Source organism: Delftia lacustris (assembly GCF_040267515.1).
Taxonomy (GTDB): domain Bacteria; phylum Pseudomonadota; class Gammaproteobacteria; order Burkholderiales; family Burkholderiaceae_C; genus Comamonas; species Comamonas tsuruhatensis.
Window position 1 is genome coordinate 5,810,823 of record NZ_CP141274.1, and the last position, 22,366, is coordinate 5,833,188.

A 22,366-nucleotide genomic window follows, 5' to 3' on the forward strand; every position below is an offset into this window, starting at 1 on the left:
GGGATGCGCCGGACAGAAACAGTGCTCAGGAGACAACGATGACCATCCACACGCCCGCAGCCGCCATCAGGAAAACCTGGAAGATCGCCATGACCTGTGCTGCCTGGGCCACCTGCACCCTGGTGGGCGCGCAAGACTATCCGGGCAAGCCGATCCGCATGGTGATTCCGTACACGCCGGGTGGCTCGATCGACACCGTGGGCCGCCTGGTGGCCGACCAACTGCAAAGGCAGCTGGGCCAGGCCATCGTGATCGAGAACGTTCCGGGGGCTTCCGGCCTGTTGGGAACCCTGCAGGTCAAGAAGGCCAAGCCTGACGGATACACGCTCATCTTCAATGCCTCCAGCCATGCCTACCTGCCGCTGGTCAGTTCCAAGAAAACCTATGACGCCGAGCGTGACTTCACGCCCGTGGGGCAAATCGGGTACGTGCCGCTGATCGTGGCGGTCACCAACGAGTTGCCCGTCAGGACCGTGGCAGAGTTCGTGCAACTGGCCAGGGCCCATCCAGGCAAGTACACCTGGGCGACTTCCGGCCTGGGTACCACCAGCCACCTGAGCGAAGAGATGCTGAACCGGGCCCTTGGCCTGCAGATGGACATCGTCGCCTACAAGGGTGCCGTTCCCCAATTGACGGACGTGATCGGCGGCCATGTCTCCGCGGCCATCTCGCCCATGCCGGGTGTCATGCCCTTCGTGCAGGCCGGCCGTCTGCGGCCCCTTGCCGTCACCAGCAAGACCCGCGTCCCGTCGCTGCCCGATGTGCCGACGCTGGCGGAGGGCACCATTGCCGGGTTCGAGCTCCTGTCCTGGTACGGAATCTGGGGCCCGGCCGGCCTGCCCGCAGACATCACCCACAGGTTGAACACCGAAATTTCAAAGGCCGTGGAGGCGCCGTCGCTGAAATCCAGGTTCGCCGAACTGTCCTTTGTCCCCGCGAAGTCCAGTCCTGCGCAGTTCCGGAAATTGATCGCTGACGACCTGAACAAGATCGGCAAGGCCGTCAGGGAAGCGGGCATCCGCATCGACTGACCTGCCGCTTCCGATCCGGGAGGCATGCCCTACACGGCGCGGGCGCCCTTGCGAAAGTCAAGCTCGCGCAGCAACTTGGCGGTTTCCGCGATCAGCCGGTTCGCGGGACGCGCCCTGGGCATGGCCAGCACGAGCTGGTTGCGTATGGCCGGCGGGCCGATGGGCGCAGACTGTATGCCAGTGCGGGCACCGGCCAGATTCAACGCACTGTCCGGAAGAATGGAGCAAGCCAGTCCCTCCTCCACCACGGACAGCGCCGTGTGCACGGCCCCCACCTCGGCCACCACGTTCAGCCGGATCTTGCGCGGCAGCAGGACGGCGTCCACGAGGCTGCGTATCGGGTTATGGGTGCCCGGCAGCACCAGCGGAAAGTCCGCCAGGGCCGAAAGGCCGATGCGCGAAGGCAACCGGTAGCCCTTGGGAGCCACCAGCAGCATGGACTCGCGCATCAGGGGTTCGTAGGACAGCAGGGGCGTCGGAGCGGGGTCGAACATCAGACCCAGGTCGATGCGGCCCGCAATCATTCCCTCACGCAAGGACAGGCTCAGCCCCTCCACCACCGAAAGCAGTGCATGCGGCAGCCGGCGCCGGAACTCCCGTATCAGCGGCACGGCCAGGCTTGCCGCCACCCGGTGGGGCAGGCCCACGACCACGCTGCCGACGGGCTCGGCATGCATTTCCTTGAGATCGGACAGCGCCTGGCTGGCCGAGTTGAGCATCGTGCGTGCATGCGACAGCAGTGTCTCCCCGGCCGCGGTTGCTGCCACGCCGCGCCCTGTCCTGTCCAGCAGCCGCTGCCCCAGCTCCTCTTCCAGCAGTGCGATCTGGCGGCTCACGCTCGGCTGCGCCAAATTCAGCGCCACGGCCGCGCGGCTGATGCTGCCGTGCTCCACCACGGCGACGAAGTACTCCAGTTGGCGCAGATCCATAGGTATTCAACATAGCTGGTATAGGCGCCATCCAGTTTAACTTTGCCGGCATCGATCGCAAACTGGCCTGCATCGCCGCTTGCCACAGCGGCTCCACCGTGTCACATGAGGAAAGCCAATGAGCAGGTTCAAGTCCAAGATAGCCATCGTTACGGGGGCCGGATGCGTGGCAGCAGGCTGGGGCAACGGCAGGGCCATGGCCGTGCGCCTGGCGGAGGAAGGCGCGAAGGTGCTGGCGGTGGACCGTGACCAGGCGCGGCTTGACGAAACGCTGTCCCTGGCCGGCGAGGCGGCAGCGTCCATCACGACCTGCATCTGCGATGTCACCGACTCGTCCAGCGTCAAGGCCATGGTCCAGGCCTGCCTGCAGGCCTGGGGCGTCCCGGACATCCTGATCAACAACGTGGGCGGCTCCGCAGCCGGCGGCCCCATTCAGCTGAGCGAGCAGGACTGGGACAGCCAGATCGACATCAACCTCAAGAGCGTCTTTCTGACCTGCAAGCATGTGCTCCCGCACATGGTCGAACGCGGCAGCGGCGCCATCGTCAACGTGGCGTCCACCTCGGGCCTGCGCTGGACCGGCAGCGCGCAGGTCGCCTATGCGGCCAGCAAGGCCGGCGTGATCCACCTGTCCCGCGTGGTGGCCGTGCAGCATGCGCCTGACGGCATTCGCGTGAACACGGTGGTGCCGGGCCAGCTGCACACCCCCATGGTGGAAGCGCGGCTGGCCAGGCAGCGCACAGGCGGCGATGTGGAGACGCTGCTGGCCTCGCGGGTCAGGCGCATCCCGCTGGGCTTCATGGGCGATGGCCGCGATACCGCCAGTGCCGCCCTGTACCTGGCCAGCGACGAGGCCCGCTTCGTGACGGGAACCGATCTTGTCGTGGACGGCGGCATGACCGCACGCTGCGACTGAAATTGCACTGCGATTGGACTTGCACTGCGACTGACCTGGCGCTGCGACCGACGGGCCGATCGCCGCGGCCAGCCGCCATGGACATCGCATGGGCCCTGGGGCGAAGGCCGTGCTATGTCCCGCGCCAATGGGCATGCCGCACGCCCAGCTGCAGCTGCTGGATGCGCCGGTGGATGGTGGAGCGGCTGACGCCGAGCTGGCGCGCCGCCTCGGAGACATTGCCCTGGCATTGCGCAAGCAGCTGTTCCAGCGCCTGTGCGGCGGGCTCGCCGGCATTGCCAGCCAAGGCGGTGCGCGCTGGTGCGCGGTGCAGCGCATCGTGCAGATGGTCAGGCAGGTGGTCGGGCTCGATGGTGCCGTCGCCATCGTGGCCGCACAGGGCTGCGGCGTAGCGCAGCGCGTTGTGCAGCTCGCGCAGGTTGCCGGGCCAGGCGTGCGCGGCCAGCACGGCGCGGGCTGCGTCGCCCAGGTGCAGGTGGCTGCCCAGGGTGGCCAGCATCTGGTCGGCAATGGTCTGCAGGTCGCTGCGCTGGCGCAGCGCAGGCAGGCGAAGCTCGGCCGCGTTGAGGCGGTACAGCAGGTCTTCCCGGAAGCTGCCACGCCGCACCAGCTCGGCCAGCGGCTGGTGCGAGGCCGAGATGAAGCGCACCGCCACCGCCCGTGGCACGCGCGCCCCCAAGGGAGTGATTTCGGATTCGGACAGCACCCGCAGCAGCTTGGCCTGCAGGGCCAGGGGCATGTCGCCGATCTCGTCAAGGAACAGCGTGCCCTCGTGTGCCGCAGCAATCAGCCCTTCGCGGCCCTTGCTGGCGCCGCCGGTCCAGGTGCCGGGCAGGTAGCCGAACAGCTCGCTCTCCAGCAGTGCCTCGGGAATGGCTGCGCAGTTGATGGCAATGAAGGCGCCGCTGCGGCCGCTGGATGCATGCAGCGCGCGGGCCAGGTATTCCTTGCCCGCACCGGTCTCTCCCTGCACCAGCACGGGCAGCTCTTGAGGTGCGAGCCGCGCGGCCTTGCGCAGCAGCGTCTGCAGTGCGGCATCACCCGTGTCCAGCGCCTGCAGCGCAGCAGGCAGCGGGGGCTGCGCCGGCCTTGCCTGCGCTTGCAGGCGGCGTGTCCGGCGCTGCGGCTCCATGGCATGGGCGAAGAGGATGCTGCCGTCGCGGGCACGGATGATGCGCTCCTGCGCCGGGCGATTGCGGCGCAGCTCGGACAGGTGGCGCAGGTCCACGTCGAAGAAACGCTCCAGCGGCTGGCCGATGAGGCTCTTGCGCTGGCGCCAGTCCAGTTGCGCGGCCGCTGCCAACAGCCGCGCGCCCGCGTGGGTCATGGCGCGGATGCGGCCACGTGCATCGACGCTGATGGAGGCGTCGGGATCGACGTCGAGGAAATCGGGCGACTGGGCCAGGCGCACCACCCAGTCCTGGCCGGACTGCGCCATCAGGTTGGCCTGCTCCACGCGCCGCGCCGCGGCCATGACGAGGTTGAGCGCCAGGTTCTGGCTGGCCCGCTCGGCAGGTGAGCGCAGCAGCGACAGGTCCAGCACCGCCGCGAGTTCGCCGCGCATGTCGTAGATGGGCGCGGCCGTGCAGGACAGGCCGGTGTGGGTGAAGTCGAAATGGTCGCTCTGGTGCACCGTCAGCGCCTCGCCCGTCTCAAGGCAGGCACCCACGGCCGAGGTGCCCGAGTGGTCCTCGCGCCATTGCGCGCCCAGATACAGGCCCGCGCGGCGCAGGTCGCCCTTGTCGGCCTCATGCCCCAGAAAGTCCACGGCCACGCCATGCCGGTCCGCCAGCAGCAGCACGTAGTCCAGTCCCTTGAGCTGCTGGTACAGCCGCTCCAGCGCATGGCGGGCGATGTGGATCAGCGGCTCGGACTCCTCGCGGTGCGCGCGCAGCTGGCCTTCGGTGACGATGTGGGCTTCGCTGGTATGCGCCGGGTCGAGCCGGTGGGAGTCGATGCAGCGGCGCCAGCTGCGCAGCACGGCGCGGTCGCGCTCCTGCCCGCGGTGGGAGTAGCCCAGGCCGAAGGCTTCGATTTCCTGGATGTGCGAGGCGTAGGACTGCAGGGGCATGGCGTGGAGTCGATGCGGGCTTTGAACGTGCCGCAGACGATTCTGTGCCCTGTGCGGCGCGGCGCCAATCAAGACTTACCCACTGCCCCTGCTGCGCTGCAGCACGCCTGGTGCGACAGGTGTCGCAGGGCTGCCCCACCTGTCGCGGGCGGCAACGCCGGGCAGCGGGGTGCAAGGCGCAGGGTTTGTACCGGAGGCGCGCAGGCAACCCCTTGATTTGCCTGGCGCATCCTGCCGCCGGGCCTGCCTGGCATGGTGATTGCGTAAGAGCGCCTGCCCGAAGAAAAACCAGCGGGCATGACCGCATCAAGGAGACAACCATGACCGATACGACGCCCAACGCCCGCGCCAAGGCGATGCTTGACCAACTCAACCATGCCCTGGGAGACCGCGACTTCGCGGCCGCCAGCCGCCTGTTCGCCGACGAATGCTACTGGCGCGACCTGGTGCTGCTGACCTGGAACATCAAGACCATGGAAGGGCGCAGCCAGATCGCCGACATGCTGGCTGCGCAGCTGGACGCCGCGGCGCCCGTGCGCTTTTCGCTGGACGAGCGCGAGTCGGTGGAGGAGGCCGATGGCGTGGTGTCCGCCTGGATCGTGATCGACACGCGCCATGCGCGCGGCGGCGGCCATGTCCGCATCAGGGACGGGCGTATCTGGACGCTGCTGACGGCCGCCCAGGAGCTCAAGGGCCATGAGGAACCCATGGGCACGCGCCGCCCGATGGGGGCCGAGCACGGCATCCGGCGTGGCCGCCAGACCTGGCTGGAGCGCCGCCAGCAGGAGGCCCAGGAACTGGGCCGCGACAGGCAGCCTTTCGTGCTCGTCATCGGCGGCGGCCAGGGCGGCATTGCGCTGGGCGCGCGGCTGCGCCAGCTGGGGGTATCGCACATCGTCATCGACCGCCAGGCGCGCCCTGGCGACCAGTGGCGCAACCGCTATAAATCGCTGTGCCTGCACGACCCGGTCTGGTACGACCACCTGCCGTACATGCCTTTCCCGGACAACTGGCCCGTGTTCGCGCCCAAGGACAAGATCGGCGACTGGCTGGAGATGTACACCAAGGTGATGGAGGTCAACTACTGGCCGTCCACCAACTGCCTGAACGCCCGCTTCGATGAGGACCGGCAGGAATGGGAAGTCACCTTGGAGCGCAATGGCGAGACGCAGGTGCTGCGCCCCAGGCATGTGGTGTTCGCCACCGGCATGTCGGGCAAGGCGAATGTGCCCAAGATCAAGGGCCAGGACATCTTCAAGGGCGAGCAGCAGCACTCGTCCCAGCACCATGGCCCGGACGCCTACGCGGGCAAGAAGGTGGTGGTGATCGGCGCCAACAATTCCGCCCACGACATCTGCGCGGCCCTGTGGGAGCACGGCGCCGATGTGACCATGGTGCAGCGCTCGTCCACGCATATCGTGCGCTCCGATTCGCTGATGGACATCGGCCTGGGCGACCTTTACTCGGAGCGCGCCGTGGCCAGCGGCGTGACGACCAGGAAGGCGGACCTGATCTTTGCCTCGCTGCCCTACCGCATCATGGCCGACTTCCAGGTGCCGGTGTACAACCGCATCCGCGAGCGCGACGCTCAGTTCTACCGCCAGCTGGAGGCGACCGGCTTCATGCTGGACTTCGGGGATGACGACTCGGGCCTTTTCATGAAGTACCTGCGCCGCGCCTCGGGCTACTACATCGACGTGGGGGCCTGCGATCTGGTGATCGACGGCAGCATCAAGCTGCAGGCGGGCAAGCAGATCAGCCACCTGTCGGAAAACGCGGTGGTGCTGGCCGATGGCACTGAGCTGCCGGCGGACCTGGTGGTCTACGCGACCGGCTATGGCTCCATGAACGGCTGGGTGGCCGACCTGATCAGCCAGGAGGTGGCGGACAAGGTAGGCAAGGTCTGGGGCCTGGGCTCGGACACCACCAAGGACCCGGGACCGTGGGAGGGCGAGCAGCGCAACATGTGGAAGCCCACGCAGCAAGAGGCGCTGTGGTTCCACGGCGGCAACCTGCACCAGTCGCGCCACTACTCGCTGTACCTGGCGCTGCAGCTCAAGGCGCGGCAGGAAGGCCTGCCGGTGCGTGTCTATGACCTGCAGCAAGTTCATCACCTGCGGTAAGGCCGAATAATCGCCATGGGGCGGCTGTGCCGCCCGCCAACCCAGCCTTGCAAAACAGAAAGTTCAATCATGAAAGCAGCACGTTTCCACGACCGGGGCGACATCCGCATCGAGGACATCCCCGAACCCGTGGTGGAGCCCGGCACCGTGGGCATCGAAGTGGCCTGGTGCGGCATCTGCGGCACGGATCTGCATGAGTTCATGGAAGGGCCGATCTTCATCCCGCCCTGCGGCCACCCGCATCCCATCTCGGGCGAGTCCGCACCCATCACCATGGGGCATGAGTTCTCGGGCGTGGTGTACGCCGTGGGCGCAGGGGTGGACGATATCCAGGTCGGCCAGCATGTGGTGGTGGAGCCCTACATCGTGGCCGACGATGTGCCCACGGGGCCGGGCGACAACTACCACCTGTCCAAGGACATGAACTTCATCGGCCTGGGCGGGCGCGGTGGCGGGCTGTCCGAGCGGATTGCCGTCAAGCGCCGCTGGGTGCATCCCATCTCCGATGCCATTCCACTGGACCAGGCCGCGCTGATCGAGCCGCTGTCCGTGGGCCACCATGCCTACACCCGCAGCGGAGCGAAGGCCGGCGATGTGGCACTGGTGGGCGGCGCCGGCCCCATCGGTCTGCTGCTGTCGGCCATCCTCAAGGCCAAGGGCCTGACCGTCGTCATCACCGAGCTCAGTGCCAAGCGCAAGCAAAAGGCGCGTGAATCGGGCGTGGCCGATCACATCCTGGACCCCTCCGAGGTGGACGTGGTGGCCGAGGTGATGAAGCTCACCGGCGGCAAGGGCGTGGATGTGTCGTTCGAATGCTCCAGCGTGAACAAGGTGCTGGACACGCTGGTGGCCGCGACGAAGGCCACGGGCGTGGTGGTGATCGTGTCCATCTGGAGCCATCCGGCCACCATCAACGTGCACAGCGTGGTCATGAAGGAGCTGGACGTGCGCGGCACCATCGCCTACTGCAACGACCACCAGGAAACCATCAAGCTGGTCGAGGAGGGCAAGATCAACCTCGAGCCCTTCATCACCCAGCGCATCCAGCTCGATGACCTGGTGGCCCAGGGCTTTGACACGCTGATCCACAACAACGAGTCGGCGGTGAAGATCATCGTGCAGCCACGGTTCAAATAGCCGCTGGGCACCGCGACTGCACGAACCTGGATCTTTCGTGCCGTTCGCCCGGTCGCCGGCGGAGCCGGGCGCAAAGGGGTCAAAACCCGGCGGGGGCCGACACATGCCTCCCGCCGGCAAGCAGGGTTTCCAAAAATCGCTCAGACTAGCCAGAAGCGACTTTTGCAGTGCCGAAGATTTCTGCAACCGACTGAAAAACCCGCGGAACTTCGGCTTTAGCACTCAATCCTAACGAGTGCTAATATGAAGGAATGGAAGAAAGGAACTCTGCAATGACAAACGCCTCCGGCTCCATTGCGACCACCTTGGCGCCCGCTAACCCCTGGGCCCTGGTGCCGCCTCTGGGCAATCTGGATGCCTACATTTCCGCGGTCAACCGCCTGCCCATGCTCACCCTCGAGGAAGAGCAGGACTACGCCCGCAAGCTCAAGGAACACAGTGACCTGGACGCCGCAGGGCGTCTGGTGATGTCCCACCTGCGCCTGGTGGTGTCCATCTCGCGCCAGTACCTGGGTTATGGCCTGCCCCACGGCGACCTGATCCAGGAAGGCAATGTCGGCCTGATGAAGGCCGTCAAGCGCTTCGATCCCGATCAGAACGTGCGCCTGGTGAGCTACGCCATGCACTGGATCAAGGCCGAGATCCACGAGTACATCCTCAAGAACTGGCGCATGGTCAAGGTCGCCACGACCAAGGCCCAGCGCAAGCTGTTCTTCAACCTGCGCTCCATGAAGCAGGGCCTGAAGTCCGACGCCGCCATGGCCGAGGACGGCGCCATGCTGCGCGACACGCTGACCTCCGGCGAGATCGACGCCATGGCCGAGAAGCTCAACGTCAAGCGCGAAGAAGTCATGGAGATGGAAACGCGCCTGGCCGGTGGCGACGTGCTGCTGGACCCCTCGCCCAGCGATGATGGCGAGCAGGCCTTCGGCCCCATCGCCTATCTGGCCGACGGCGCACATGAGCCCACGGCCATGATCGAGTCGCGCCAGCGTGACCACCTGGCCACCGACGGCATTGCCATGGCGCTGGATTCGCTGGACGACCGCAGCCGCCGCATCGTCGAGGAGCGCTGGCTCAAGGTCAACGATGACGGCTCGGGCGGCATGACGCTGCATGAGCTGGCCGCCGTGTATGGCGTGAGCGCCGAGCGCATTCGCCAGATCGAGGTGGCTGCCATGAAGAAGATGAAGAAGGCCCTGGCCGAGTTCGCCTGATGGCCTGACGGCCTGACGGCCTGACGGCCTGGGCTGACAGGCTGCTTCAAGACAAACCCGGATAATCTCCGGGTTTTTTATTGCCCGCAGCCTTTGCGGCCCCCACGCACCCATGCCCGCCCGCGCCATCTCGCCACTACGCCGCCTCTTCGCCAATGCCTTGGCCACCGCCCTGGCTTCGGCCCTGCTGCCTTGCGCTGCCGTGGCGGGCGACAACTGGCCCAGCAAGCCGCTGCACCTGATCGTCGGCTTTCCCGCAGGATCTTCCCCGGACCTCACGGCGCGCGCACTGGCCGAGCCGCTGGAAAAGCGCCTGGGCCAGCCCGTCATCGTCGAGAACAAGGTGGGCGCAGGCGGCAACATTGCAGGCGAGCAGGTGGCCCGTGCGCGCGATGGCCATACCTTCAGCGTGATGATCAACGGCAACCTGACGATTGCCCGCCTGCTCAACCCCGCCGTGCGCTACGACCCCGTCAAGGACCTGCAGCCCGTCAGCCTGATCGGCGTGGCGCCCCTGGTGCTGGTGGCGCCGGCCGGCGCGCCCGAGGGTCGGGCCTTCCTGGAGGCCGCTGCCCAGGCCGGCAGCCGCTGGAGCTACGGCTCGCCCGGCGTGGGCACCGTGGGCCACCTGGGCATGGAGCTGCTCAAGAGCCGCTCCGCGCTCAGGCCCGAGCACATTCCCTATCCCGGCTACCCGCAGGTGTTCAACGCCATCCAGGGCGGCGACCTGCAGCTGTCCATGCTGCCGCCCGCGCTGGCCATGGCCCAGGTCCAGGCCGGCAAGCTGCGCGGCGTGGCCGTGACCTCGGCCACGCGCAGCCCGCTGGCGCCGGGCCTGCCCAGCCTCAAGGAGCTGGGCGTGGGCGATTTCGACCTGGAGATCTGGAACGCCGTGGCCGCGCCCAAGGCCATGCCCGCCGCCCATGTGCACAAGCTGGCCGAGGCCGTGAGCGAGATCGTGCGCTCGCCCGAGATGCGCGCGCGCCTGGCCGCCCAGGGCTGGCAGGCCGTGGGCAGCTCGCCCGAAGGCCTGGCCCTGCGCATGCGCCAGGACGTGGCGACGCTGGGCCGCATCATCCGCGAACAGGGCATACGCGCACAATGATGCGCCCAGTGACGTGCCCTCTTTGACACCCCCATGACCGCAGCCCAAGCCTTTACCGAACTCAATGCCTGGCAGGTCATGGCCTGGGGCCTGGCCTTCTTTGGCGTGCTCTACCTGGCCGGCGGCTGGGGCATGTCGGCGCTCACGCGCTGGCTGCAGCGGCGCGGCGTGGGCCGCGTGCTGGACACGCGCCCGCTCAAGCCCGACCAGTTGCAGCGCGAATGGCGCCAGTCGCTGCATTCGGTGCTGATCTTCGGCATCGGCATGATCGTGCCCTGGGGCCTTCTGCAATTGGGGTGGGCGCGGCTGGAGCCCGATGCAGGCCCCTGGCGCATTGCCATCGAAGTCGTGGTGCTGCTGATCTGGAACGATGTGCATTTCTGGATCAACCACCGCCTGCTGCACACGCGGCTGCTGGGGCGCTTTCATGGCGACCACCACCGCTCCATCGTCACCACGCCGTGGTCCACCTACAGCTTCCATCCCATCGAGGCGCTGATGCTGGGCAACGTCATCCTGCTGCCCATGGTGGTGCACGACTTCAGTTTCTGGTCGCTGGCCTCGGTGCCGGTGCTCAGCCTGCTGCTGAACGTCATAGGCCACTCCAACTACGACTTCTTTCCCGGGGTGTCCGACACGCATGCGCTGGCCGCCAGCCGGCGCCACCATCTGCACCATGCCCGGCCCAACGGCAACTATGGCTTTGCGCTGGCCTTCATGGACCGGCTGATGCGCACGCGCGTGGCCCTGCCCGCCACGGCCCGGCCCAGGACGGAATGAGCCGACCGCCTGCTCGCCACGTCCAGCCCCGGCTGCCCCGGCTGCGCCACTGGCGCGACCTGCAGTCGCTGGCCTATCTGGTGGCGCTGCCGCTGATCGTGTGGTGGCAGTGGCAGCACGGCTGGAACCTGTGGCTCTACGGGATCGAGCTGTTCCTCACGCTGGGCGTGGGCGTCATCCACCACAACCACACGCATTTGCGCATGTGGCGCGGGCGCTGGGCCAACCGCTTCACCGACTACTGGCTGACCCTGCTGCAAGGCCACCCGACCTTCGTGTTCTGGCCCGCCCATGTGGCCAACCACCACCGCTTCCGCCACGGCCCGCGCGACATGGCACGCACCTACCGCTTCGGCGGCGACCACAACCATCTGCTGGGCTACCTGCTCCACCCGCTGCAGGCCGGCTGGGTGCTGTACCCGCTGTTCCTGCGCTGGCTGGGCCAGCTGCGGCGGCATTGGCCCGGCGCCTTTCGCTACTGCATGGGCCAGTACCTGTTGTGGCTGGGCAGCTGGGCGCTGCTGCTGTCGCTGGATTGGCAAAAGGCCTTGCTGCTGGTGATCGTTCCCCAGCTGCATGGCCTGCACTGGCTGCTGGCCACCAACTACCTGCAGCACGCCCATGCCGATGGCCGGCCGCTGACGCGCGGCCAGCGGCTGGACAGCGCCACGCCACTGAACTACGCGCGCAATTTCGAGGGCTGGGTCAATCCGCTGCTGTTCAACATCGGCCTGCACACGGCCCACCACGAGCGGCCCCAGGCCCACTGGTCCGAGCTCACGCGCCTGCACAGCGAGCACTACCGCCAGCGCGTGGCCCCCGCGCTCAACGAGGGCGGACTGCTACCCTACATGGCCCGCGTCTTCGTGCTCGGCACGGTCTGGCCGCCGGCGCGCACGCGTGCGCAAATGCCTCCCGGAACATACGACTGATACGACCCTGAACCCATGCCCGTCGCCTATTCCAACGTCTATCTGCATGCCGCAGGCATGTTCCTGCCCGGTGAACCCGTGGACAACGCAGGCATGGATGCCTACGTGGCGCCGCTCAACCGCCTGTCCGAGCGCCTCAAGCGCCGCATCCTGGCCGAGAACGGCATTGTCCAGCGCCACTACGCCATCGACGCCGAAGGCCGCACCGTGCACAGCAACACGGCCATGGCCGCCCAGGCCATCCAGGACTGCCTGGCGCAGGCCGGGCGCGCGCTGGGCGATGTGGGCTTCCTGGCCAGCGGTTCCTCGGGCGGCGATGCGCTCATGCCAGGCTTTGCCAGCATGATCCAGGGAGAGATGGCCGCGCCGCCCATGGAGACCCTGTCCGTGCACGGCGTCTGCGCCGCCAGCGTGGGCGCGCTGCAGGCGGCGGCCCAGGCCGTGGACCGCGCGCCCGACTCGCTGGCCCTGGCCGTGGCCAGCGAAATGCCCTCGCGCCTGTTCAAGCGCTCGCGCTTCGCGGCACAGGGATACAACACGGATTTCGACGCCCACTTCCTGCGCTGGATGCTGTCCGATGGCGCAGGCGCCGTGCTGCTGGGCGGCCCGCAGGCCCTGCCCGACGCGCCCGGCCTGCGCCTGAAGCTGCGCTGGACGCACCTGCGCAGCTTTGCGGGCGACTACCCGGTCTGCATGCAGCTGGGCCTGACGCCCGACCGCGCCACCAGCCACCTGGACTTTGCCGCCTGGGGCGAGGCCGAGGCCGCAGGCGCGCTGTCGCTGCGCCAGGACATCCGCCTGCTGCCGCACCTGTTCGATGTCTGCATCCACGAATACGCCCACCTGGCGCACACGGGCTGGGTGCCCGGGCGCGGCATAGACCACTTCCTGTGCCACTACTCGTCGGAGCGCTTCATCCCCGTGGTGGACGAGTTGCTGGGAAAGGCCCAGCTCGGCATCCCGCGCGAACGCTGGTGGAGCAACCTGGCCTGGCGCGGCAACACGGGCGCGGCCTCCATCTTCGTGATGCTGTCCGAGTTCCTGCGCACGGAATCGGCACGCCTGAAGCACGGCGACACCGTGCTGTGCTTCATTCCCGAATCGGGCCGCTTCACGGCCGGCTACATGCTGCTGGAAGTGGAGGATGCGGCCCAGGCGCCCACCGCCACCCCGGCTACCGCCGCAGCACGCAGTGCCACCGCCGAAGCTCCCGCTGCCCCGGACCTGCTGCCCGATGTCTCCACCATCGCCCCGCCCCACGACCCGAACCAGGCCCCGGCCACGCTGGCGCCGCTGCTGACCGAGCTGGCCAGCCTCTGGCAGGACTACCGCTCGCGCGTGTGGCGCACGCCGCTGCTGCAGCGGATACGCACAGGCAGGCTGCAGACGGCGGACTACGTGCGCTGGATGAGCCACTGGGTTCCCCAGGTGCGCGAGGGCAGCCTGTGGATGCGCGAGGGCGCGGCCTCGCTGACCGGCGAGCACGCGGCGCTGGCCGCGCTGATCGACGTGCATGCGGGCGAGGAGCAGAACGACTTCCGCATCCTGCACGAGGACTACCTCAAGGCCGGCGGCACCGAGACCGACCTCACCCGCCTGCGCCGCAACCCCGGCGGCGAGGCGCTCAACGCCTATCTGCACGGCCTGGCAGCCACGCCCAATCCCGTGGGCCTGCTGGGCGCCATCTACATCATCGAAGGCACGGGCCAGCGCATCGTGCCCAGCCTGCTGCCGCTGCTGCGCGCCAGCCTGCCGCTGCCGCCCGATGCCTTCCGCTTCCTGGAATACCACGGAGCCAACGACGAACACCACCTGGAGCGCTGGCTCATGGCCGTGCAGATGGTGATGGCGCTGGACGGCACAGACGGCAGCGGGGGCACGGCGGCGCAGGCCATCGTGCGCACCGCGCGCCACACGGCGGCGCTGTACCTGATGCAGTTCGAGCATGTCCTGACCGAGGAGCACTGATGCCACCGCCAGACTTCATCGACCAGCCCCACGACGAGCGCGACCCCAGCCCCTGGCGTGCCCTGTACCTGGACCAGAGCACGCCGCTGCCCGACGACGTCAAGGCCGCCTGGCTGCGCGACTGCAGCAGCGGCTCGCGCCAGTACCTGCTGCCCTTTCTGCGGCCGCTGGCGCGCACCAGCATCGTCCTCATCCAGATCCTCAAGGTGCTGCTGCCGCGCAACTGGGCGCACTCCAGGCTGCTGCACCGGCTGCTGGCCTTCAGCATGAACCGCTTCGTCTCGCCCGAGGCCAACTGGCTCATCCTGCGCCACTTCCACCTGGGCTCGCAGATCCTGGCCTTTGTCGCGGCCAATGCGCCCACGCCCGTGTCCACCACACCGCTGGAGCCAGGCAGCATCGACGACATCAGGGACGACCTGTTCCTCAGGCACGACCTGAACCTGTTCAACTTCGTCATCCGCCTGAACAACGCGCTGCGCGCCGCAGGCCAGGAACTGCAGCCCGTGGCCGAGCCCGACTTCTCCATGCTGCGCAACCCGCCCCTGCGCCTGGAGGACATGCCGCGCGGGCGCCTGAACCTGCTGGACCTGCAAAGCGCCATCGAGGTCTACACGCCCGTCTACCAGCTGCTGCTGACCGACAACGACTTCTGGCGCGCCAGCAACTCGCTGCAGCTGGACGAGACCGTGGCCATCTATGCGGCCAAGATCCTCGCCTCGCCCGAGCACCTGGTCATGCTCAACAACAAGCACCCGCTGGTGCCCCTGTCCACCCTGCGCGCCGGCCACCGCCTGGTGCTGCACGGACTGTCCACCGAAATGCTGCACTGCCTGCTGATGAAGGTCGCCAGCGGCGACATCCCCCTGCCCGCACGCGAGCTGGCACGCATGCGCGAAGCCGCCCGCGCCCACGGCAGCGAAACGGCCAGCGGTGCCGACCATGCCAGCAGCGCCAGCAGCACGGCAGCCGTCTGACCCAGGTCAAGGAACAGCGGCGGATTGACGCCATCTGGCGCGAAAACGGTTACATCGCGTTGCATTCAGCCGCAGGGCCCGCTAGCCTGCACGGCTTCGCCCTGGCCGCACGCCCGGGTCCCTGCCAGCGCCAGGGCGCCTCCTGCCCTGGCTTGCGGCGCCTTCGAACCGTCCGTGCCATGCCATCGTCGTCCTTTGCGCCTTCAGCCGTACGCTGCAGCGAATGCATGCGTTCGTCGCACTGCCTGCTGGGGCAACTGCCCGAACCCGCCTTCCTGCAATGGCTGCCGCACATCCGCGAACGCGGCCTGGCCAAGGGCCAGAAGCTCCAGGCGCAAGGCTGCGTTGCCCATGAATTCCAGGTGATCAAGCTCGGTTTCGTCCTGGCTATCCGCCGTGGCGGCGACGGCGTGCAGCGGCCCGTGGCACTGTTCGGCAACGGCCACGCGCTGGGCAGCCCGGGCTGGCTGCAGCAGCCCTCGGCCATGCACTTCGAGGCCCTGGGCCCGGGGCGCATCTGCTGCGTGGACATCGCCACCATCACGCGCCGCGGCCTGGTCGATGCCGCCTTCGTGCGCGCGCTGGCCACCAGCTACACCTGCAACAACGCCCTGCTGGCGGAATGGGCCCACATCGTCCGCATCCCCGGCGTGCTGCGCCAGCTGGCCGCCACCCTGATGCAACTGGCCGCGCTGCAGTCAAGCCTGCTCGTGCGCCTGCCCAGCCAGGGCGCACTGGCCGCCCTGCTGGCCACCACGCGCGAAACCATCGCACGCAGCCTTGTGCGCCTGGTGCAACTGGGCGCGCTGGAGCGGCCGGATCGATGGCATTGCGTGCTGCAGCCTGCGGTGTTGTCGAGGATCAGTGGAGGTGGGGTGAGGGAGGTGGGGTGAGGGAGGTGGGGTGAGGGAGGTGGGGTGAGGGAGGTGGGGTGAGGGAGGTGGGGTGCGAGAGGCGTGGCGGTTGATCGGGCGGACCGGTAGGCTTGCCGACCTGTTGCAACATCAAGCGCCAGGTTTGGCAGAACCGCCGTCCCTGCTCACCATCGCTCCCTTCCCATCGCAACAGTCCGCAGTTTGATGCTCAAGCGCCTCTTCCTCCTGCTGCGCCAGCAAGGTCGCCACGGGCTTGTGAATCAGCGCGGGAATCTGCTCCGCCGGCATGGCGCGGGCGAAGAGCCAGCCCTGGTAGGCGTCGCAGTCCAGGATGCGCAGCAGGCGCAGCTGCTCGGCGGTTTCCACACCTTCGGCCACCACCTGCAGGCCCAGGGTGCGGGCCAGCGCGATCACGGCCTTGACGATCTTGGCGTCGGCCGGGCTGTCGAGCATGGGGCCGATGAAGGTGCGGTCTATCTTCACGCGCGAGACGGGCAGATCGCGCAGGTGGGCCAGCGAGGAGTAGCCGGTGCCGAAATCATCCAGCACCACGCAGACGCCTGCGGCAAGCAGGCTGCCCAGCAGTTCGCGCGCCTGCTGCGGGTCGGTCATGGCGGCGGACTCGGTGACTTCCAGCTCCAGCAGGTGCGGCGGCACGCCATGCCGGGCCAGGCTGCCCATGAGGCGCTGCTGCAGGTCGGCCTGGCGCAGTTGCTGGGCCGAGAGGTTGACCGCCACGCGCAGCGGCATGCCTGCGCGCAGCCAGTCGCCGGCCTGGCGGCAGGCCGCATCGATCACCCATTCGCCCAGAGCGAGGATCAGGCCCGTGGACTCGGCCACGGGCACGAAGCGCTCCGGCGAGACCCAGCCCATCTGCTCGTCGTTCCAGCGCAGCAGGGCCTCCACGCCCTGGACCTGGCCGCCCATCACCTGCACCTGGGGCTGGAAATGCAGGCTCAGCAGACCCCGGTCCAGGGCGCGCTTGAGGCGTTCGTGCAGCAGCACTTTCTCGGCCATGGCCTCGCCCATGGCGCTGGCATAGCAGGCGTAGGAGGCACGGCCGCGCTGCTTGGCGTCGTACATGGCCATGTCGGCATAGCGCATGAGGGTGGCCGCATCGCCCGCGTCCTGCGGGTAGAAGGCCACGCCCACGCTGGCGCCGAAGTTCAGCGCGTAGTGGCCAATGGCGCAGGGCCGGCACAGCTCGCCCAGCAGCGCGTCGACGCGCCGGCGCAGGTCCGGCCCGTTGCAGGGATGCAGCACGGCGGTGAACTCGTCACCGCCCATGCGCGCCAGCGTGGCCGAAGTGCCCAGCGCGGCCTGCAGGCGGCGCGCCACTTCCTTGAGCACCTGGTCGCCCACGTCGTGGCCATAGCCGTCGTTGATGGCCTTGAAGTTGTCGAGGTCGAGCAGCAGCAGCGCAAAGGACGCGAGCCCGGTGCCCGAGCCCGAGCCCGAACCCACTTGCGCCTGCGCCTGCGAGATCGCCTGCTCCAGCTGCAACCCGAACTGCCAGCGGTTGAGCAGGCCGGTGAGCGTGTCGTGCGTGGCGTGGTAGTGCATGCAGGCCTCCATCTGGCGCAGCTGCGACAGGTCGCGCACAAAGGCCACGGCCACGCCCCCGCCGTGCGGGGAATGGCCCAGGGCGATGTCCACGGACAGGCGCTTGCCGTCCTTGCGCAGCAGCCACAGGTCCCGCCCCTGCCCCATGGGCCGGCGCGCGGGCTGGGCGAAGTAGGACTGCAGCTGCGGCCCATGGGCCGCATGCGCCTCGGGCGGCAGCAGCATCTGCAGCGGACGGCCCAGCAGCTCGGAGGCGCCATAGCCGCTCATGGCCTGCATGGCGGGATTGGCCAGCAGGATGCGGCCCTTGCGATCCACGAGCACGATGCCGTCGGGCGCGGCCTCCATGGCCACGCGCTTGAGCTCCTCATCCAGCGCCTCGCACGGCCCGATCAGATGGCCGGCTTGCGCGCTCCAGGCCGACGCCATCATGCGGACGGCCCCTTGCCGTGGAAGACCGATGCCGCAGCCTCCAGCGCCTGAGCCTGCCCGGCCAGCTGCTGCGCGTGCCCGATGGTGTCGCGCGCCAGCGTGGCGTTGTGCTGGGTCATCTGTTCGAGCTGCTGCACGGCGGCCTGCACCTGTTGCACGCCACCGGCCTGGGCCTGGCTGGCGGCCTGCATGCCTTCGGCCAGCAGCAGTTGCTCGCGCATGTCGGCCTGCACGGCGAGCATGGCCTCGCCCATTTCGCGCGCCATGGCGCAGCTTTGCGCCACCTGCTGCTGCGATGCCTCGATCAATGCCTTGATCTGGCGCGCAGCGTGGGCGCTGCGCTGGGACAGGCCGCGCACCTCGTCGGCCACCACGGCAAAGCCCTTGCCGTGCTCGCCGGCGCGCGCGGCCTCCACGGCGGCGTTGAGCGCCAGCAGATTGGTCTGAAAGGCAATGCCGTCGATGAGCGAGCTGATCTCCCCGACCTGGTCGCTGGTCCGGGCCACGCCGCGCATGCCCTGGTCGAGTTGCGCGACCATGCGGCTGCTCTGCCCAGCCATGTCCACGCCATGCCGCGCGCGGCGGGCGGCCTCGCCGGCCTGGGCGCTGCTGCGCTCTATGGCGCAGGCCAGGGCCTGCATGGCCTGGGCCGATTGCTCCAGGCTGGCGGCGGCAGCCTCGGTGCGGTCGCTCAGTTCGGTGCTGCCCTTCTGCACGGCCAGCGCGCAGCGGCGCACCTGGTCGCTCTTGCCCTGGATGTCGTCCACCAGGGAGACCAGGTTGAGTCCGGTCTGTCGCACGGCGCCGCCGATGGCGCCGATCTCGTCCGTGCGCTGCGTGAACATTTCCCCCGTCTGCTGCCCGCTGGCCACGGCCTGGGCCTGTCCGCGCAGGGCAGCCAGGGGCATGAGCAGCCTGGTGCGCAGCCACTGCCCGGCCGCCACGCAAGCCAGGCTCCAGATCAGCCAGGCGGGCCAGATCTCGGCCAGCGTCAGGGACAGGGGCAAAGCCGAGGCCCAGGCCTGCAGCGACGGCAACCACAGCCCGGCCGATCCCAGCAGCCACAGTCCCGCCACCATGGCCTGCGCCCGCCAGGCCAGCGGCCTGAAGCGCCACCAGCGCTGCAGCGCGCCCGCGGCGCCGCGCCCCACCGGAAAGCCCCGGTGCAGGCCCAGCGAGCGCACGCCGGCATTGATCTGTTCATAGAGCGCCGCATGCTGCTGCACCTCGCACGGCTGCGGCCGGGTGCGCACGGACAGGTAGCCGACCACGGTGCCCGCATGCCGTATGGGACTGGCGTTGGCGCGCACCCAGTAGTGGTCGCCGTTCTTGCGCCGGTTCTTGACCAGGGCGCTCCAGGGCAGCCCTCGCTGGATGGTGGTCCACATGTCGGCAAAGGCGGCGGCCGGCATGTCCGGATGGCGCACGATGCTGTGGGCCTTGCCGTAGAGCTCGGCGGCCTCGAAGCCGCTGACGCGGATGAAGGCATCGTTGGCATAGACGATGCGCCCCTTCAGGTCGGTGACGGAAAGAAGCGTCTCTCCTTCGTTCAAAGGGTACTCACGCTGGGTGACGTACACGTTTCGCCGCATGGATCAGGTCTCTTGGAGATGGGCGGGGCGTCGGCATGACGCTCCAGGCGGGGCCCACTCTAAGCAGTCCTGCGGCGATGCACATCAGGGATGGTGTGCCGCATCGCGCCTAAACGCAGCCAATGTGACGGCGGTCACACTGGCTGCGGCGCGCGCAGGATCAGGAACGCTTTTCCTGCAGCAGGGCCTTGACGTCGGCGCCCAGCACCTGCGGGCCGCCGCCGTAGCGCTCGTACACGCGCAGGCGGCCGGCCGTGTCGTAGACATAGCTGCCGGCCGAATGGTCCAGCGTGTAGGTGCCTTCGGTCTTGCCGGGCACCTTCTTGTAGAAGAGCTTGAAATCCTTGGCCACGGCCGCCGTCTCCTCGGGCGTGCCGTGCAGGCCGACGAAGCCGGGGTCGAAGTTGCCCAGGTAGGCCTTGAGCACCTCGGGCGTGTCGCGCTCGGGGTCCAGGGTGACGAAGACGCCCTGCAGCCTGTCGCCATCGGCGCCCAGCTGCTGCTTGACCTCGACCAGCTCCTGCAGCGTGGTGGGGCAGACGTCGGGGCATTGCGTGTAGCCGAAGAAGACCACGACGACCTTGCCCGCAAAGTCCTTGATGCTGCGCTGCTTGCCGTCCACATCGCGCAGGGGAATGTCCTTGGCGTATTCGGCGCCCGTGACATCGACGCCCTGGAAACTGGTCTTGGCCTCGCGCGAGCATCCGCTCAGCGCCAGGGCGCCCCATGCCATGGCGGTCACGCCCAGAAAGCGCAGCGCTGTCCGTTTGTTCATGCTTCCTCAACAAGGTAGTTGCCGCAGGCTGCGTGGCCGCAAAGCCTGCGCGCCGCCCGGGCTGGAAAGGGAAAAGGCGAAAGCGTCTGCTGAAGGCGCTTTCGCACAGCCGCAAACCATAACCCATAACCGCAAGACCCCGGCGCTGCGGGGCCTGCCTGCCTCCATGAGACGGCCTGGCTGCCGGCTCGGTTCCTTGGCGCAGGCCTCAGTCGCCGTCGCCGGGGCGTCCCGCCGTGTCCCACGAGGCCGATGCTCGCAGCAGCCGGTCCAGGTCGCGCTTGGCCTTGCCGGCGTCGGCCATGCCCAGCCCGGCGGGCATGCGCATCATCCAGTGACCCTGCGGGTCCACCACGTACAGGTGGTCCTGCAGCGCATGGCCGGGCGCAGGCTGCAGCCAGCCGCGCAGCACGGCCTCGGGCACGCGCAGCACCGTGGCCTGGGCCAGCGCGGGGCGCAGGTGGGCAGGCACGGGAGCGTCGTCGGAGATGAGCCAGACCCGGTCCAGCCGGTCCTTTTCGCGGCCCAGGGTTTCGCGCAGCTGGCGCTGCAGATAGAGATGGCTTTCGCAGGCGCTGCCGCAAGCCCCGCCCGCCACGCTCAGCAGCAGCCATTGGCCCTTGAGCGACTGCAGCGGTACAGGGGCGCCGTCCAGCGTGGTGGCCGTGGCCGGTGGCAAGGCTGGCTGGTCCGCGATCAGCTCGCCAAAGCTGCGCTGCTGGCCAGGCCGCAGCACGTAGTAGGTGAAATAGGAGGCCACCACGGGCGCGGCGCAGACCGCGAACACGGCCAGCATCTTCCAGCGGCCGCTGCGCGTGCGTTGCGCGCCGGCAAGGCCCGGCTGCAAGGGTGGCAGGCCATGGACAGTCATCTCCAGGGGAGTCTCAGGAGCGGGCATGGCGCGGGCGGACAAAGCGTCGGACGATTTGGAACCAGACATACAAAAGCGTGATCAGGGCCGCAAGTCCAAACCATTGGAACGCATAGCCATGGTGTTTCTCGACACCGGCCGTCACAACGGGCCAGTCGCGCCGCAGGCCTTCGCTGGCTTCGCCGGTCTGCAGCAGGCTCCATTCGCGCAGCGGCAGCCCGGAGGCCACGGCCCATTCGGCAATGTCCACATTCTGTCGGATGCGCGACTTTTGCCCATCAGGGTCTGCCCCTGCACGGCCGAATTCGTAGAGCCGGGACGGCGCGGCCTCCATGCGCCCCTCAACGGTCACCAGCCCTTCGGGCGTCTGCACCTCGGGCAGGGCCGTGCGGTCCAGGAAGTTGCGCGGCACCCAGCCGCGCTGCACGGCAATCACCACGTCCTCATGCGGCGCAGCCAGCCGCAGCGGCGTGAGCACGAAGAAGCCCGGCTGGCCCTGCATCTGGCGGTTGTCCAGGTACAGCGTCTGCCCCGCAATCCAGTGGCCCTGCAATTGCACGGGACGGTGCAGCCAGGGCGCGGCTTCGGGGTTCGGCACCGCACCGGGCTGCACGGCTGCCAGCTGGGCGTTGCTCCACGGCGGCAGGCCCTGCTGGCGCTGCACGGCGTCGAACAGTTCCTGCTTGTAGGCCGCGCGCTGCAGCTGCCAGCGGCCCAGGGACAGCGTGACGGCCACGCCGATCAGCGCGGCCAAGGTGATCAGTACAAACCGCCAGCGCTCTGGCATTCTGGAAACACGCACCGGATAATCCACCCATGAAATTCGTGATCGTTCTCGCCCTGCTGGCCATTGTCGCCAGTCTGGGCAGCGCCCTGTTCTTCATGATGCGCCGCAATCCCGAAGACCAGCAGGGAGCGGGCGACGACAGGCGCCGCAGCCGCGCCATGTTCCGTGCACTGGCGCTGCGCGTGGGCCTGTCCATCGCGCTGTTCCTGTGCGTGCTGCTGGCGGCCAAGCTGGGCTACATCCATCCCACCGGCTGGACCGCCGGGCAATAGACAAGCCCCCTGC

General features: G+C 68.4%; 19 protein-coding genes. 12 read left to right on the forward strand and 7 right to left on the reverse strand.

Features of this window, described 5'->3' with window-relative positions; genetic code table 11:
• The first annotated feature begins 38 nt into the window (after window positions 1–38).
• Window positions 39–1,031: a tripartite tricarboxylate transporter substrate binding protein gene (locus U6958_RS28140; RefSeq protein ID WP_017406504.1), complete on the forward strand. Its 993-nt coding sequence runs from the start codon at window positions 39–41 to the stop codon at window positions 1,029–1,031.
• 29 nt (window positions 1,032–1,060) lie between these two features.
• Here the strand turns inward: U6958_RS28140 and U6958_RS28145 are convergent, their stop codons facing one another.
• The gene (locus tag U6958_RS28145; RefSeq protein ID WP_016450162.1) at window positions 1,061–1,960 is read right to left on the reverse strand and encodes a LysR family transcriptional regulator; all 900 of its coding nucleotides are present in this window, start codon (window positions 1,958–1,960) and stop codon (window positions 1,061–1,063) included.
• Window positions 1,961–2,078: 118 nt separating this feature from the next.
• Between U6958_RS28145 and U6958_RS28150 the strand changes: the two genes are divergently transcribed.
• A complete protein-coding gene (locus tag U6958_RS28150) occupies window positions 2,079–2,876 on the forward strand; it encodes an SDR family NAD(P)-dependent oxidoreductase (protein ID WP_074923051.1) in 798 nt (265 codons plus the stop codon).
• Between the two features lie 112 nt (window positions 2,877–2,988).
• Here the strand turns inward: U6958_RS28150 and U6958_RS28155 are convergent, their stop codons facing one another.
• A complete protein-coding gene (locus U6958_RS28155) occupies window positions 2,989–4,947 on the reverse strand; it encodes a sigma-54-dependent Fis family transcriptional regulator (RefSeq protein WP_074923050.1) in 1,959 nt (652 codons plus the stop codon).
• 320 nt (window positions 4,948–5,267) lie between these two features.
• On the opposite strand from U6958_RS28155, the gene U6958_RS28160 reads away from it, so the two are divergent.
• The 9 genes from U6958_RS28160 (at window position 5,268) to U6958_RS28200 (ending at window position 16,079) form a co-directional block, all read left to right on the forward strand.
• Complete coding sequence (locus tag U6958_RS28160) at window positions 5,268–7,070, forward strand: NAD(P)/FAD-dependent oxidoreductase (protein WP_074923049.1); 1,803 nt, start codon at window positions 5,268–5,270, stop codon at window positions 7,068–7,070.
• Between the two features lie 69 nt (window positions 7,071–7,139).
• The gene (locus U6958_RS28165) at window positions 7,140–8,207 is read left to right on the forward strand and encodes a 2,3-butanediol dehydrogenase (RefSeq protein WP_074923048.1); all 1,068 of its coding nucleotides are present in this window, start codon (window positions 7,140–7,142) and stop codon (window positions 8,205–8,207) included.
• Between the two features lie 272 nt (window positions 8,208–8,479).
• Window positions 8,480–9,424: an RNA polymerase sigma factor RpoH gene (gene rpoH, locus U6958_RS28170; protein WP_016450157.1), complete on the forward strand. Its 945-nt coding sequence runs from the start codon at window positions 8,480–8,482 to the stop codon at window positions 9,422–9,424.
• Between the two features lie 112 nt (window positions 9,425–9,536).
• Window positions 9,537–10,529: a tripartite tricarboxylate transporter substrate binding protein gene (locus U6958_RS28175; RefSeq protein ID WP_074923047.1), complete on the forward strand. Its 993-nt coding sequence runs from the start codon at window positions 9,537–9,539 to the stop codon at window positions 10,527–10,529.
• Between the two features lie 33 nt (window positions 10,530–10,562).
• Window positions 10,563–11,309, forward strand: a complete 747-nt coding sequence (locus tag U6958_RS28180) for a sterol desaturase family protein (protein WP_016453752.1) — start codon at window positions 10,563–10,565, stop codon at window positions 11,307–11,309.
• Complete coding sequence (locus U6958_RS28185) at window positions 11,306–12,241, forward strand: fatty acid desaturase (RefSeq protein ID WP_074923046.1); 936 nt, start codon at window positions 11,306–11,308, stop codon at window positions 12,239–12,241. The genes U6958_RS28180 and U6958_RS28185 overlap by 4 nt, the downstream gene beginning before the upstream one ends.
• A 15-nt stretch (window positions 12,242–12,256) precedes the next feature.
• Window positions 12,257–14,209 (forward strand): StlD/DarB family beta-ketosynthase, encoded by a 1,953-nt coding sequence (locus U6958_RS28190; RefSeq protein WP_074923045.1) that lies wholly within the window; start codon window positions 12,257–12,259, stop codon window positions 14,207–14,209.
• Window positions 14,209–15,186, forward strand: a complete 978-nt coding sequence (locus tag U6958_RS28195) for a DUF6999 family protein (protein ID WP_016453749.1) — start codon at window positions 14,209–14,211, stop codon at window positions 15,184–15,186. The genes U6958_RS28190 and U6958_RS28195 overlap by 1 nt, the downstream gene beginning before the upstream one ends.
• Before the next feature lie 227 nt (window positions 15,187–15,413).
• A complete protein-coding gene (locus U6958_RS28200) occupies window positions 15,414–16,079 on the forward strand; it encodes a Crp/Fnr family transcriptional regulator (RefSeq protein ID WP_016450151.1) in 666 nt (221 codons plus the stop codon).
• Between the two features lie 111 nt (window positions 16,080–16,190).
• On the opposite strand, the gene U6958_RS28205 is transcribed toward U6958_RS28200, so the two are convergent.
• The 5 genes from U6958_RS28205 to U6958_RS28225 form a co-directional block, all read right to left on the reverse strand.
• Window positions 16,191–18,056, reverse strand: a complete 1,866-nt coding sequence (locus U6958_RS28205; protein ID WP_074923044.1) for a bifunctional diguanylate cyclase/phosphodiesterase — start codon at window positions 18,054–18,056, stop codon at window positions 16,191–16,193.
• Window positions 18,053–19,648 (reverse strand): methyl-accepting chemotaxis protein, encoded by a 1,596-nt coding sequence (locus U6958_RS28210; RefSeq protein WP_074923043.1) that lies wholly within the window; start codon window positions 19,646–19,648, stop codon window positions 18,053–18,055. Before U6958_RS28210 ends, U6958_RS28205 begins: the two co-directional genes overlap by 4 nt.
• 160 nt (window positions 19,649–19,808) lie before the next feature.
• Window positions 19,809–20,423 (reverse strand): SCO family protein, encoded by a 615-nt coding sequence (locus U6958_RS28215; RefSeq protein WP_016453745.1) that lies wholly within the window; start codon window positions 20,421–20,423, stop codon window positions 19,809–19,811.
• Between the two features lie 208 nt (window positions 20,424–20,631).
• A complete protein-coding gene (locus U6958_RS28220) occupies window positions 20,632–21,321 on the reverse strand; it encodes a transmembrane protein (protein ID WP_047326130.1) in 690 nt (229 codons plus the stop codon).
• Window positions 21,308–22,081 carry an SURF1 family protein gene (locus tag U6958_RS28225; protein ID WP_074923042.1) on the reverse strand — a complete coding sequence of 258 codons (774 nt, stop codon included), beginning with the start codon at window positions 22,079–22,081 and terminating at the stop codon, window positions 21,308–21,310. The genes U6958_RS28220 and U6958_RS28225 overlap by 14 nt, the downstream gene beginning before the upstream one ends.
• A gap of 29 nt (window positions 22,082–22,110) precedes the next feature.
• On the opposite strand from U6958_RS28225, the gene U6958_RS28230 reads away from it, so the two are divergent.
• Window positions 22,111–22,353, forward strand: coding sequence for a twin transmembrane helix small protein (locus tag U6958_RS28230; RefSeq protein ID WP_016450145.1), 243 nt, complete (start codon window positions 22,111–22,113; stop codon window positions 22,351–22,353).
• Window positions 22,354–22,366 lie beyond the last annotated feature (13 nt).

Coding starts and splice junctions, on each gene's coding strand:
- U6958_RS28210 (WP_074923043.1), bottom strand. CDS start 19,648: ATGCGGCGAAACGTGTACGTCACCCAGCGTGAGTACCCTTTGAACGAA.
- U6958_RS28200 (WP_016450151.1), top strand. CDS start 15,414: ATGCGTTCGTCGCACTGCCTGCTGGGGCAACTGCCCGAACCCGCCTTC.
- U6958_RS28165 (WP_074923048.1), top strand. CDS start 7,140: ATGAAAGCAGCACGTTTCCACGACCGGGGCGACATCCGCATCGAGGAC.
- U6958_RS28220 (WP_047326130.1), bottom strand. CDS start 21,321: ATGCCCGCTCCTGAGACTCCCCTGGAGATGACTGTCCATGGCCTGCCA.
- U6958_RS28225 (WP_074923042.1), bottom strand. CDS start 22,081: ATGCCAGAGCGCTGGCGGTTTGTACTGATCACCTTGGCCGCGCTGATC.
- U6958_RS28160 (WP_074923049.1), top strand. CDS start 5,268: ATGACCGATACGACGCCCAACGCCCGCGCCAAGGCGATGCTTGACCAA.
- U6958_RS28175 (WP_074923047.1), top strand. CDS start 9,537: ATGCCCGCCCGCGCCATCTCGCCACTACGCCGCCTCTTCGCCAATGCC.
- U6958_RS28140 (WP_017406504.1), top strand. CDS start 39: ATGACCATCCACACGCCCGCAGCCGCCATCAGGAAAACCTGGAAGATC.
- U6958_RS28190 (WP_074923045.1), top strand. CDS start 12,257: ATGCCCGTCGCCTATTCCAACGTCTATCTGCATGCCGCAGGCATGTTC.
- U6958_RS28150 (WP_074923051.1), top strand. CDS start 2,079: ATGAGCAGGTTCAAGTCCAAGATAGCCATCGTTACGGGGGCCGGATGC.
- U6958_RS28180 (WP_016453752.1), top strand. CDS start 10,563: ATGACCGCAGCCCAAGCCTTTACCGAACTCAATGCCTGGCAGGTCATG.
- U6958_RS28155 (WP_074923050.1), bottom strand. CDS start 4,947: ATGCCCCTGCAGTCCTACGCCTCGCACATCCAGGAAATCGAAGCCTTC.
- U6958_RS28195 (WP_016453749.1), top strand. CDS start 14,209: ATGCCACCGCCAGACTTCATCGACCAGCCCCACGACGAGCGCGACCCC.
- U6958_RS28145 (WP_016450162.1), bottom strand. CDS start 1,960: ATGGATCTGCGCCAACTGGAGTACTTCGTCGCCGTGGTGGAGCACGGC.
- U6958_RS28230 (WP_016450145.1), top strand. CDS start 22,111: ATGAAATTCGTGATCGTTCTCGCCCTGCTGGCCATTGTCGCCAGTCTG.
- U6958_RS28215 (WP_016453745.1), bottom strand. CDS start 20,423: ATGAACAAACGGACAGCGCTGCGCTTTCTGGGCGTGACCGCCATGGCA.
- rpoH (WP_016450157.1), top strand. CDS start 8,480: ATGACAAACGCCTCCGGCTCCATTGCGACCACCTTGGCGCCCGCTAAC.
- U6958_RS28205 (WP_074923044.1), bottom strand. CDS start 18,056: ATGATGGCGTCGGCCTGGAGCGCGCAAGCCGGCCATCTGATCGGGCCG.
- U6958_RS28185 (WP_074923046.1), top strand. CDS start 11,306: ATGAGCCGACCGCCTGCTCGCCACGTCCAGCCCCGGCTGCCCCGGCTG.